Source organism: Adhaeribacter rhizoryzae (assembly GCF_008629685.1).
GTDB classification, from domain to species: domain Bacteria; phylum Bacteroidota; class Bacteroidia; order Cytophagales; family Hymenobacteraceae; genus Adhaeribacter; species Adhaeribacter rhizoryzae.
The window spans coordinates 1-13,903 of sequence record NZ_VWSF01000001.1 but is presented as its reverse complement, the minus strand read 5'-3'; the positions used below and the strand labels follow the sequence as shown (position 1 = coordinate 13,903).

General features: G+C 45.3%; 6 protein-coding genes and 1 pseudogene. All 7 read right to left on the bottom strand.

Features of this window, described 5'->3' with window-relative positions; genetic code table 11:
• Positions 1-32: 32 nt before the first annotated feature.
• Positions 33-3,104 (bottom strand): T9SS type A sorting domain-containing protein, encoded by a 3,072-nt coding sequence (locus tag F0145_RS00030; RefSeq protein ID WP_150086024.1) that lies wholly within the window; start codon positions 3,102-3,104, stop codon positions 33-35.
• Between the two features lie 793 nt (positions 3,105-3,897).
• Positions 3,898-4,440, bottom strand: a complete 543-nt coding sequence (locus F0145_RS00025; RefSeq protein WP_150086023.1) for a DUF922 domain-containing protein — start codon at positions 4,438-4,440, stop codon at positions 3,898-3,900.
• 401 nt (positions 4,441-4,841) lie between these two features.
• The gene (locus F0145_RS00020) at positions 4,842-6,314 is read right to left on the bottom strand and encodes a TolC family protein (RefSeq protein WP_150086022.1); all 1,473 of its coding nucleotides are present in this window, start codon (positions 6,312-6,314) and stop codon (positions 4,842-4,844) included.
• A gap of 215 nt (positions 6,315-6,529) precedes the next feature.
• Entirely contained in the window at positions 6,530-8,920 is a 2,391-nt protein-coding gene (locus F0145_RS00015) for an ABC transporter permease (RefSeq protein WP_150086021.1), read from the bottom strand.
• A gap of 338 nt (positions 8,921-9,258) precedes the next feature.
• Entirely contained in the window at positions 9,259-11,667 is a 2,409-nt protein-coding gene (locus F0145_RS00010) for an ABC transporter permease (RefSeq protein WP_150086020.1), read from the bottom strand.
• Positions 11,668-11,886: 219 nt separating this feature from the next.
• Positions 11,887-13,167 carry an MFS transporter gene (locus tag F0145_RS00005; protein WP_150086019.1) on the bottom strand — a complete coding sequence of 427 codons (1,281 nt, stop codon included), beginning with the start codon at positions 13,165-13,167 and terminating at the stop codon, positions 11,887-11,889.
• Positions 13,168-13,564: 397 nt separating this feature from the next.
• Positions 13,565-13,903: pseudogene (locus tag F0145_RS26030) on the bottom strand (hypothetical protein); the annotation flags it as partial.

Sequence of the window (13,903 nt, the reverse complement as noted above, 5' to 3'; positions counted from 1 at the left end):
ATTTGTGCAACAGCATTCCGTAATATTTCAACCTATATTTTTACAACTTTATGGCTAACCCAGCCGCTGCCGGTATTTATTTGCAGCACGTACAAACCCGCGCCAAATGGCTGTAAGTTAATTTTTTCGGCGATTTGTTTATTTACCACGGCCGTTTCTTTTTGCCAAACCAACTTACCCGTAGCGGCTATTAACCGGAACGCTATTTTGCTACTAGCTATTGCTGTTGCCCGCACTTGTAAATCCTGGCGGGTGGGATTCGGGAAGAAAGCAATTTGTTCTGTGGCCGGTTCTTCCGGAAGATTTACCGCTTGCACTTCCGAACTAACCGAATTACAATCTCCTACACTAACGGTTAAGGTATAATCGCCGGATTGCGTAGCGGTGTAGTTAGCGGCTGTAGCACCAATAATAGCCGAGCCGTTCCGGTACCATTGGTAAGTATAATTAGTATGGGCAGTGCCGCTAAAAGAAAGCAGATTACCTGTAGCGGTTAAGGTTGGTTTAACCGGATTAACGCAAAAAAATCTTTCCAGGGCCACGGGTTTATAATTATTATTACCGGCTTGCAGGGCTCTTACTTTTACTTCGCCGGCACCTGTTAAAGTAATTTGGTTGCCTTGTATGGTAGCCGGTCCCGAAACCACCGTAAATGCCACAGGTAAACCCGACGAAGCCGTAGCGGATAGCAGAAAAGGTGCCTCCCCCAATATTTTATTTGGTATTGGCGCAAAGGTAATGGTTTGCTCGGCTGGCGGGGGCACATTATTAGTAAATACCAGCTTTTGCACCGCCGGTAAATCTCCCGAACCCGCTAACAAGGTATACCGGCTCAGAATAATAGTATTATCGGATAAGGTTAGCAGACTACTAACAAAAGCGGGGCTGCTTAAGTTGGTGGTGAACTCGGTATCTACGGAGCCGTTGGCGTGCAGGCGGGCAATATTGGTTTGGCTGCTGTTGTTGATGCCAGAAAAATATCCGCCTACTAATATTTTACCATCGGGCTGCGGGGCAATTGCCAGAATTCTTTCGCTGCTGCTATTGAGGGTTACACTAAAATTTGCATCGGGCTGCCCATTGGCGTTGCACAAAAAAAGTTTAGACGGGTCGTTAGCTCCCTTGCGGCCACCCAATAATATTTTGCCATCGGGCAAAACGGCAAAGCTGTTGAACGAGGTAAAACTACTTTCATCTAAAGCAAAATTATTATCCAGGGTACCGTCTTCGTTTAAGCGCGAAATGGTTTTGTAAAATTGCCGGCCATCTGCCCCGGTAAACCGCAGAAGACCAGCCATAATAATTTTGCTGGAGCTTGGGTTAGCACCGGCCTGGTAATACATGCGGCTGGCAGCACCCCTATCCACGGCGGGGTTAAAAGATTCGTCTAAAGTGCCATTGCTGTTTAGCCGGGCAAGGCTGACCTTATTTTTACCAGCAACTTTGGCAAAAACACCACTTATAATTACCCGGTTGTCCGGCTGCACCAGTATACTCCTGATTTCCGGCACCACATCGGGGTAACCTTCAATGGCCGGGAAATTACTGGTGTTATCGAGGGAGCCGTTGGGGTTAAGTTTTACCAGCGCCTGGCGGGGTTGCCCGTTCACTTTCGTAAAATTGCCACCTACCAATATTTTACCGTCGGGCAATACGCTAACCGCATAAATATACAAAGGCCCCTGGCTTTCGAAAACAGGATTAAAGTTAACGTCGAGGTGGCCATTGGGAAGCAGCCGGGCTAAACTCCGCCGATCCAGGGGGCCAACCTGGTAAAACGAACCATACACCAATATTTTATCGTCGGGTTGCTGCGCCAGGTATACCCCGGTACGGTACTGCAAAGCTAAATTAAAACTGCCATCTTCACCGCCGTTGGCGTGCAAACGAGTTAGGTGCACGCATTCGCCGGCAACCGTTTTGTTAAAAGTACCCGCCACCAATATACCAAAAGGCAATACCCGGAAAGCCGCAAAAGCAGTAAAAGGCATTTGGTAGTTAAAACTTTTATCCAGGGTGCCATTGCTGTTAATCCGAACCACCGGTGCTACTTTTTCTGTACCATTTACTTTATAAATATACCCACCGGCCAATATTTTGCCATCCGGCAGCAATTGTATGGCTTTTATGGCATTATAATAAGTGGTATACCCGTCGTCGTGTTCTTCTACGGCATCAAAACCAGTATCTAAAGAACCGTTCGGGTTTAAACGGGCCAGTACAAAACTTTTATCTTGCTGATCGTAAAACCAGCCACTAATTAATATTTTACCATCGGCCTGACAGGCAAATGTATGCACGCCACCCATAATGGCACTGGTAAAAGTATGATCAACGGTGCCGTTGGGATGCAGGCGCACCAAATCCATAATGGCCTCGCCGTTTACCTGGGTAAAAAAGCCGCTCAGCAAAATTTTATTATCCGGCTGCAAACCTATACCCTGAATAAACTCCGTGGGGTCTTGGTTAGGAATTTCCGGCACTAAGGTTACATTAAATCCGGCATCGGGCGTACCGTTGGCATTAAATCGCACCAAATCCTGCTTAGCCGTATCTTTTACTTTAAAGCCCCCCACCAAAATAAATTTATTATCGGGCTGCACCAATATTTTAGTCAGCAAAAAGCCGTTGGCGTTTGGGGTTAGCTGAACCAAAAAACTGTTATCGGGGGTGCCATCGGGGTTTAAGCGCACCACCGCCGGTTGCGCCGTACCATTATTATTTTTAACGTAGCCCCCAATTAATATTTTCCCATCCGACTGCGCCGCCATCACCTGAATGGTATAGGCCGAAACATCGGCGGTAAAGCTGTTATCTAACAAACCATCGGCGGTAAGGCGGGCCAGACCTGGTTTAGACTGGTTATGTACTTTCTCGAAATTACCACGGATTAACGTTTTGTTTTCCGGCAGCGGCAGTAGTTGCGTAACCGTTCCGTTGGCCCAAACATCGGGCACCTGAAAAGTAGGGTCTAAACCAGGATCAATATTTTCGGCGCGGGCGGTGTACTGAATCAAGAATATTAAAACAAAAAGCCACAGCAACACAGACGAGAGGTCTTTAAGTGTTCTTTTGTTTTTCCGGATAAGGGGTTTGTAATTCATTTTTCAATAGTTTTATTTTATTAGGTCGGGGATTAAAGCGCGATTGGTAATTGGTTGAGGCGAGCCCTGCTGTTGCAGTGGATACCTGTTAGTATTCTATTCTGTTTTAAAACAGCGTTAATTTTCTACTTGCTAAAAAACCATTTTCATAAGCGGAGTTGGTTTAATATTTCTCGTTTTTTATCGGTTTAGCCGGTTCTTCCCTGATTTTAGGTACAGAAAATCAGGCCCGCTTTAACAGGATACCATTCGGCATTTTAAAGTTGCATCAGCGCCCGGCGCAAATCAATTTTTATCTGCTTAATGCCCGGTTTGGCAGGTTAAACAACAAGTATTGGGTTATGAACATTAGTCGGAATGGAATATTTCTGTGGAGTTGGTAGTTCACCTTAAGCGGGAAGTGTCAGGTGTCTGCCGGGTAAAGAATTTAGTTTTAGAAGTAGACAGAAGCTGATTATAAAAGTGCGGGCTTTAACTCCGGTCATGAATATTTAGGCTGCTGGTAGAACTAAGATTTGTATTCTCACCTAAATATTTGTTCAGCCTGCACATGCGTAGACCTGAATACTTTAGATTAACGCTTAGCTTATCGCTTGCTTAAATTAGTGCAGTCTGAGCTTATCGAAACAGGTAGTAGCTACTGTACAATGCTGTTATAGATCCTTCGACAAGCTCAGGATGACAAATAATGTACATTTAAGCGCATTTTCTATTTGATAGTAGTATTATTTGGCTGGCTTCGCGGTTTAAGCTTGTTTAAGGCATTGTTAATGGTCACTTTTGCCGGGCATATTTAGAGCACCTTATTAATAATACTCAGGTCTTTTTTAATTTTGGCGGCCCATTCTTTTTGCCGGGCAATATTATTGCCCCCGCTGGTTTCCTGGTCATATAATTTCTGATAGTCGGTCATCTGCTTTATATATTTTTGCAGCAGCTTTTCTACCTGTTCTGGTTGCCGGCCAGATTTATCTAAATTATTCAGTTCTAATTCCAGGGTTTCGGCATACAGGTGCGCAATGTCAAAATGTAGCTGTTCGTGCGCCAAGGTGTAGGCATCTTTGTAAGCGGTTTTTACCCAGGAAGCATCGGTAAAGGCAACCGCAAAAGCGTCGTATTTCGCCTTGCCGGTCCAGAAGTTTACTTTTTTTAATTTCAGATTAATGGTTACGGTTATTTGGGCGCCACTCGCCTGGTCAGAAAATTTAGGTTTACCTTTAAAATCGGCCCAGGTTAATTGCCGGTCAGGGCTATAAATCAAGGAGTCGCGTCCTTGCGCTAATCCACTGAACGCTATTAACAAACTGAATAAAAGCAGCCAGAAACTTTTCATCATAATCTTCTTAAATATTGCCAACCAGCAAATAAACGCCAGCGTTACGCTTGCCCACAGGAAAAACACACAGCGTTTGCTACAGCACTGGACAATAATAAAGCCAAAACCAGTGCTATCCGGTTCTGCTGGTTTACATTGCTAAAGACTTGATGATAGTTGAATTAGCGAAAATATTGAAATGGGCTAAAATATAGACGGCGACAGAACCTGATGGAAGTTAAGTTAAGAAAAACAACCACCCCTAACCCCTCCTAAACTTAGGCGGGGAACTAAGTTACCTTTTTCGGCAATATTTATTTCCGATAAGTTGTGACGTTATCTATTAAGGTGGTTTCTTACCTTAATTTTAATACCAGAACAGCGCAGAAGTTTCTCAAAAGTAGTTCTAAACTTTTATTCGTCTACTCCTGTAAAGTCAAAGGTTTGTCCTGGTAGAAATCAAGTATTTTTTTCCGGAACACGTAATCGTACCTGGCGCGCACCATGTTTAGTTGCGCCCGGTCGTAGTTGGTTTTGGCTAAGTTTAAGTCTACAAAGTGCACGCTGCCATTTTCGAAGCGTTTTTGGGCTGCCTGGTACGCTATAGCGGAAGCATCGGCTTGCTTGCGCGAGGTTTCCAGACGGGTTTGGGCGGCGTTTAAATTGGTATAAGCCTGCTCAATATTCTGGCGCAACTGAATGCGGGCGTTATCGGCGGCAAATTCGGCGCGTTTGCGGGTAATAACGGCATTGCTGATGCGATTGCGCGTTTGCCAGCCGTTTAAAATAGGAATGCTTAAATTTAAACCTACGTAGCGCCCCAAATTAAACTTTAACTGGTCGAGGTAATAAAAATTTTCCATTTGGCCGTTGGGTACTTGCTGCGTTGAAATAATGGGTTGCCGGTTGCCATTTACGAGTACATAATCGGTTTCGGAAGCTACATCTTGGGTGGTAAAACCGGTACCATCGGCTACAAACCGGCTGGTAGGTACGGCGCTGGAATACGCGGTGCCCATGTAACCCACCAACGACAACGAGGGCAAAAGCGCACCCCGCGCCGCTTGCACCAATTTTTGGCTGCTCTGTACCCGCAAATCGGCCCCAATAATAGCAGGCTGGGTTTTCTGGGCAATCTCGTAAACCCCGGCCGCTGTTTTATCATAAGTACCCACGGCCAAAGAATTAACGTTTAGCGGCTGCACCTGAAAATCGGCCTCAGCGGGCAAATTCATGAGCTGCATGAGCGTAAGTTTAGCGGTAGTTAAATTATTGTGAGCGTTTACTTTTTCGAGTTCGTCGTTGCCGGCCTGCACCTGTAAATCGGCTAGGGTAGATTGCGCAATTACACCGGCATTTACCAGTTTTTCGGCCCGCGTTATTTGTTCCTGCGAGGTAGTTAACTGCCGGGTGGCAATTTCCAGTAATTCCTGGTTTTGCAAAATAGCCAAATAAGCTAAGGCAATATTTAACGAAACAGTATTAGCGGCTTGTTCTAAATCCTGCTGGCTGGCCTTCACGCCCAAAGTAGTTTGCTTAATATTGTTCTGCAACTGCAAGCCATTAAATAATAATAAATTAGAGCTTACATCGAGGCTACTGGTCTGGATTTGTTCTTCCACGTACTGGTTCGTAAATGGGTTAATAGAGCGGCCAAAATTATAGCCGTGCGAAACTCCGGCCCGGCCCGTTGGTAGTATAGCAGCTTTGGCCTGGGCCTGCGTGGCTTTACTTACTTCCAGCGCCAGCTCGCTCTGCCTTACATCGCTGTTGTGGGTTAAGGCATAACTAATGCAATCTTCTAAGGACCAAGGCCCCTGGTGGTTTTGGGCGAAGAGGTTACCCGGACCACTTAACACCAGGAAACCAAGCAGAAAAGTTAAAATTTTAGACATAGTTGTATTGTTTACCGCCGCCAGGCTGTATGAAAATTGTTAATGAATATTGGTGATTGCTAGTTGTTGATTGTTAGTTGCTGATTGTTGATTGTTAGTTGTTAGTTGTTGATTGCTAACTACTGACTGATTACTGTTTACTGTTTACTGTTTATTGCTAACTGTTTACTGTTTACTGCTAACTGTTTACTGATTACTGCTAACTGTAAACCGCATCACTCTTCGCGTAGCGCATTAACCGGATTGGCCACGGCAACTTTAACCGCCTGGAAGCTAATGGTTAGGATAGCAATAATTAAGGCTAACACACCCGCCAGAAGAAAGATGGCCAGGCCCAGGTTAATGCGGTAACTAAAATTAGCGAGCCACTGGTGCATGGCATACCAGGCCAACGGCCAGGCCAGCAAGTTAGCGAGTAGTACCAGTTTCAGAAAATCGAACGAAAGTAGTGATACAATGCCAGTAGTAGAAGCACCTAATATTTTCCGGATACCAATTTCTTTGCGGCGCTGCTCGGTGGTGTAAGATGCCAAACCAAACAAACCCAAGCAGGCAATAAATATAGCCAGGATAGAAAATACCGTAAATATTTGGGCTTGCTTTTGCTCAGTCCGGTAGAGTTTTGCAAATTCTTCGTCCAGGAAAGTATATTCAAAAGGATATTGCGGGGCGGTTTCGGTGTATACTTTTTCGATGGCCGCCAGGGCTGTTTTGGGGTTGCCGGGCGCTAACCGGATAGCCGCCACGCGGTGGTCGTTGCGCATCATAATAACCATGGGCTCAATGGGGTCTTTCAGCGAAGAGAAATGATAATCCTGCACCACGCCTACCACTTTCCGGCGGTTGTGCGTATCGCTGCCAAAGCCCAGGTCTTCTATTTCTTTGCCAATTGCTTCGTTAACCGTCCAGCCCAAATGCTTCGCAGCACTTTCGTTTAAAATAATTGCTTTGGTAGAATCAGTGGGGAAAGCTTTTGAAATATTGCGGCCGGCTAATAATTTAATCCCCATGGTTGGCAAGTAATCATAATCGGTGAAAACGGTCCGGAAGTTCCACTTTTCGTTGGGCTTTTCGGGTACATCAAACGTAAACCGATCGTGGAAGCCGCCGGGCTCGCCCGACATAACCGAAATATTTTTTACCCCGGATAATTGTTTTACCCGGCTGATAAAAGTTTGCTCGCGCTCGCGGATTTCGCTATTATTCATCGGCATTTTAATTACCTGCTCTTTGGTAAAGCCCAGGTTCTTGTTTTGCATATAATGCATTTGCCTAAAAATTACGGCGGTGCCAATAATCAGAAATATAGATATGCTAAACTGAAAAACCACCAGCGTTTTGCGCATAATGGAGTTACCCGCACCAGTGGTTAGCCGCCCTTTCAGCACCTTTACCGGCTGAAAAGCCGACAAAAAGAAAGCCGGATAACTACCCGCCAGCAAGCCTACCAGTACCGCTACACCCAGCAAAAACAAATACAAACGCACATCGGCAAACGGCACCGCTAAGTTTTTCTCCGCCAGCGCATTAAAGTAGGGCATTACCAGCATAATCATGCCCACCGATAGCACCACCGACACCAAAGCCAGCAAAGTACTTTCGCTCAGAAACTGGGCAATCAGGTTCTTTTTATAAGCGCCCAGCACTTTGCGCACGCCTACCTCTTTGGCCCGGCCCACCGAACGCGCCGAAGCTAAATTCATGAAGTTGATGCAGGCAATAACCAGAATAAACAAGGCAATGGCCGAAAACATATACACATTGGTGCGGCTGCCGTGCTCCACGCCATCGAAAATAGTACCGCCGGCTAAATAAATTTCGGGGAGCGGCTGCAGTTCCAGATTCGTTTTGTCGCCCCATTCTTTAAATTCCTTGCTCATGTACTTATCCATAAAAGCCGGGAATTTAGATTCGAGCGCGGGCACCTGCGTTGCCGATGCCAGCAACACATACGTATACATAGCATTATTGCGCCAAACATAAAACCACTCTTGCTTTTCGGCAGCTTTAAGCGAAGCTACCATATCAAATTTCAGGTGCGAATTTTCGGGCACATTGGCCATCACGCCAGATATTTTGCCTATTTCGGTTTTATCCAGTTGTATGACCTTGCCTATGGGGTTCTCGGTGCCGAAATATTTCGTAGCTAACTCTTCGCTAATTACCAGGTCATCCGGTCCGGCCAGGGCAGTTTTAGGGTCGCCTTTTACCAGCGGAAAGCTGAACACCTGGAAAAAATTAGAATCGGCCAGCACAAATTCGTTTTCCTGGAAAGATTTATTCCCGATGGTAACCAGGGTATTGCCCGGCATTACCCGCACCGCAGCCTGAATATCTTCGGGGAAATCGTTCACCAACGCGCGGCCGTAAGGTCCGGAGGTGTAGGGAATTTTACCTTCCTCCCCGTTCATGGCCGCTACCCGTAATACGCGGTAAAGCCGGTCGCTTTTGCTATGAAAATTATCGTAGCTTAACTCGTTTTGTACGAACAGGAAAATGAGCAAGCAGCAGGAAATGCTTAAAGTAAGGCCGGCTACGTTGATAAAAGTATAAAACTTCTGTTTCAGCAGATTCCGGAGGGCTATTTTAAAATAGTTTTGAAACATAATAAGAAGTTTAGGATTTTGAAATTCAACAAAAAGCAAACCGGGTATAACGCAAAATATTACTGCGCTGGAATTAGCAAAGGCTGCCCCCGCAACTGTATAAGTAATAAAAATGCCACAATTATATCTTATTAAATATCAGCAACTTACCATCTAAATATTATTTAAACAACGCTAAAATTGTTCGGTTTTGATACAAATTATGTTCGGTTTTGCAACAGGTTAGCAGCGGCAATAATACCTTTAAACCCAGAATAAATATTCCAGTAAAAAGCCGGCTTCTTTAACAGAAAACCGGCTTTTTATAAAGTGAAGTAAGAAGAAACTAGTGCTGAATATTATTCATTCTTTAGGGCTTTAACCGGATTGGCCAAGCCGGCTTTTATTGCCTGGAAACTGATGGTTACCAAAGCAATTATTAAAGCGCCTAAGCCGGCAACGGCAAACATCCACCAACCAATTGGGGTGCGGTATTCAAAATCCTGGAGCCAATTATTCATGGCCCACCAGGCCAGCGGCCAGGCAATAATATTGGCCAATATTACTAGTTTTAAGAAATCTTTCGAAAGCAAGGCCACAATATTGGTGAGGGATGCGCCTAACACTTTGCGAATGCCAATTTCTTTTGTTTTCTGCACCGCTACAAACGATACCAGCCCGTACAAGCCCAAACACCCGATGAAGATGGCAACGCCGGCAAACAACTGAAACAAGGTGGCCAATTTTGCTTCTTCTTCGTAAAATTCAGCTATCCGTTCGTCCAGAAAAGTAGCTTCATAAACGTAGTCCGGGAAAGCTGCCGACCAGATATTCTTTACAGCGGCCTGCGTTTCTTTTAAGTTATGGCCCGATACTTTCAGGGCAACCTGCCGGAAACTGGTTTTTTGGCTCACCAGGCCAATGGGCACAATTTTCTGGCGCAAGGAGGCCTGATGAAAATTTTCTACCACCCCTACCACCGGATACCGGCGGCCCGCAATACTGATGGGTTTGCCAATAGCATCTTCCGGATTTTTAATACCGGTTTTTTCGAGTAACATTTGGTTTATGACCACTGCCCGGGCCGTATCGCTGGGGGTGTAAGGTCGGCCGGCCAGAAACCTTAGCGCAAACGTATCGAAGTAAGATGCATCGGCTGCCTTCATGCTCAGCGGAAAATCTTCGTCCTCGGCCATATTGGTAAACCGGAAGTTGGTCATGGAAGAATTACCCGAAGCCGGGGCATCCGAATGAAAACTTACTTTTTCTACGCCCGGTAAAGCCGCAAACTGGTTCCGCAGGGTGCTAATTTTACTAATAGCTAAACTATCATCCGGAATTTCGGCCAGCAAAATGGCTTTTTGGTTAAACCCTAAATCTTTGGTTTGAATAAAATCCATTTGGGAAACCGCAATAAGCGTGGCAATAATTAATACCTGCGAAACAGAGAATTGCAGTACCACCAAAGCTTTGCGCAACGAAACCCCGCCAATAGTCTGGATGGTCATTTTGCTTTTAAGCGCTTGTATGGGCTGAAAACCCGATAGCACCAAAGCTGGGTAAAGGCCAGATAAAAGCGTTACAACGCCTATCAGCCCCGCTAAGAAAAGCCACAGGTAAATATTATCGGTTACATTGTAATTTTCGGGCAGATTAGAAACCGGTTGCAAAACCGGCAACATAAACTGAACCAACACGGCGGCAAACAGTACAGCCAGAAGCACAATTAAGAAAGTTTCGCCTAAAAACTGCCATACCAACTGCTTGCGATTACTGCCCAGCACCTTGCGCACGCCCGCTTCTTTGGCCCGGCCCAAGGCTTGGGCGGTAGCTAAATTCACAAAGTTTATGCAGGCAATTACCAATATAAACAAGCCAATTAATACCAGCGCCAGAATAGTCTGTTTGCTGATGCTGCGAAACGAAGGGGGCGGATAATTAGGATTAAAGTGGAGATCGTGGAGCGGCTGTAAAAGATAAATATGGTTTTTATCTTCGGGCTGGTGTTTCTTTAAAAAATTTACCAGAGAAGCGTTAAACGTTTTCTCGCTGGTACTGGCGGGCAACAAGAGGTAACATTGCGAATCGCTCCAGACACTGCGCCAATTGGTAAATTCTCTGGCATCAATTAAGCTCCGGATAGTAGCATACGAAATAATTACTTCCTTTTTTAAATCGGTGTGTTCGGGTAAATCTTCCAGAATGCCGGTTACCTGCAACAAGGCTTCGTTATCGAGTTTCAGGAATTTACCCGTGGCAATTTGCCAGTTGCCAAAATATTTTTCGGCCATGCGCCGGCTTAAAACTACGGCATTTGGTTTATTCAGGGCTTGCACAGCCGTACCCGAAAGCCATTTATAATCAAATATTTCGAAATATTCAGGACCGGCAAAAGCAACGGTAATTTCTTCTCTAAATTTTTTACCGGCATTGCCGTTAGCATCTAGTACCGAAATCTGGTTGTTGTTGCCGTTAAAAACCATAGCCACTTTTTCCAGTTCGGGATGATCGGTTTGCAAAGCTTTACCAAACGGAAAAGGAACGCCGGTTTGGTAATCTTTACCAGCCGCGTGCTTAAACTCGTTTACTACCCGGTATATCCTATCTTTTTTGGTATGGAAAGCATCAAAACTCAGTTCGAACGAAACCACCAGAAAAATAACCAGCGCCGCCGCAATGCCCACGGCCAACCCAAGTATGTTCAGGACAGAAAAAGCTTTATGCCGCAATAAATTGCGAATAGCTATTTTGAAGTAGTTCTGGAGCATAATATCTGATTAAAAGGTTTCTGGTTGTGCGCTCCTGCCTGTAAAAACACCATCCTTCCGGAAATATTTACAACAAGCGTTATTGCACAAACATCCTGCAATCATAATTATGCCACAACTATAAAATATTATTAATCAATAATTTACGTTGATAAATAAAAAATTATTTGTTCGGTTATGATACAAAATATTGTTCGGTTCTGTAACAGGGCTGGCGAACTAAGCCGGGTTTACGGCCAGTTTGGGTTGGTGGGTGGCGGTGGTGCTTTTTACGGCCAACAAGGTTAGCACAGCCGCTAAAAACAACGACCCCGCCATAAAAATATAAGAAGCCCCAAAACCACCGGTAGTACCATTTAAGTAGCCTACAATGTAAGAACCCGCAAACGATCCCAACGCACCCATGCTGTTAATTAAAGCCATGGCACCGCCGGCTACATTGCGCGGCAATATTTCCGGAATAATAGCAAAAAACGGCCCGTAAGGTGCGTACATGGCGCCACCCGCTACCGTAAGTAACCCAAACGACACCCAGAAACTATCGGGACCTACCACGTACGACGCGTAAAAAGCCAAGGCGCCAATAAATAAAAATGGCCACACAAAAACTTTCCGGTTCAGGGTTTTATCGGAGAAATAAGAAGCGCTCAGCATTGCTATTATTGCCAGCAAATAAGGCACCGAAGAAAGCCAGCCGGTAGTTACCATATCCATGTTGGGGGCAGCTTTAATAATGGAGGGCAGCCACATTACAAAGCCATATACCCCAATGCTCCAAAAGGCGTATTGTAAGCTAAGCAAAATTACGGTGCGGGAGCGGAAAGCCTCTGAGTAGTTTTTTACCGGTTTCAGGCCTTGTTGCTCGGCTTGTAATTGGTTGGCCAATGCTTGTTTCTCGGGGTCGGTCAGCCACTTGGCATCTGCCGGTTTATCGTCTACTAAGCGCCACCAAAAAAAAGCCCAAACTACGGCCGGTATTCCTTCCAGAATAAACATCCAGCGCCAGCCCATAGCCTCTATTAAATAACCCGATAAAATAGACATCCAAAGCACTGTAGCCGGATTGCCTAAAATTAAAAATGTGTTGGCCCGCGAGCGTTCGGTTTTGGTAAACCAGTTACTCAATAAAATGAGCATGGCCGGCATTACGGCGCTTTCTACTACGCCCAGCATAAACCGGATTACGATGAGCAAGTTAACATCGCTTACCATACCGGTAGCCGTAGCTAAACTGCCCCACAAAATTAAAGACCAGAATATTAAACGTTTAGCGCTGTTGTGCGCCGCATAGTGCGCGCCGGGAATCTGAAAGAAAAAATAGCCCAGAAAAAACAACGATCCCAGCAACGACGACATAGCCGGAGTAATACCCAAATCGGTGGCCATGCCGCTGGCCGCCCCAAAACCAAAATTAGCCCGGTCGAGATAAGCCAGGCTGTACGTGATAAAGGCTACTGGTATCAGGCGGTACCACCGCGACTGAGCAATATGATTTTCCATAAGGGTAATTTTCTTTGTGGTGGTTGGTAAGCGTTGGGTTATAAGTCTTTTATTGGTATTTTCTCAAAGATTAAATATACAAGAAAGTGATTAGGAAAAAAGAGAAAGCATAAAAATCGATTATGGTTTAGCCGGCAGTATTTGCAGCACCTTAAAAATTAACTGGTTCACATTTGAAAATTAGAAGTTCGGTCTTATACCAATTTATATTATCGTTATTCCAGAGGAAGGCTGAACAGGCATTATTTGAAAATGAAGGTTCTTTGTTGTCTATTCAGGATGCTTTGTTATGCTGTGGTACTTTTCCGGTCTTTTTAGCTTTTGCTGGTGCGGCTTTTCTTCTGGAGTAGCTTAACCCTTCCGCCCTCCGGGCACCTTCCCTAAATTAGGGCTACGATTAGGACACAAATTTTTGGGCCAGGGTCCACCCGTGCAAGATATGCTGGAAGTAATTCCAACCGCGCAAAAGGGTAATCACCCCCGCCTGCTTTTCGTGGGGTTTCCACCCGCCTAATCGGGCTATTATCCAGTAGCACCATTGTAAAGAGTCTTGGGGGTAAGGATTCCGCTGCTTGGCTGTTTTTCCTTCATAACGTTTTTGTAAAGCCTGCATACAAGCGACTTCTTGCCGGGTAAAGCTTTCTGCCAGCGGCACGGCTTCTTTCTGTTTAGAAGCCAGGTGCAAGAGCATTATCTTGCTAGCGGCAAACAAAGCCAGCAGCGTGAGTTGCACTAA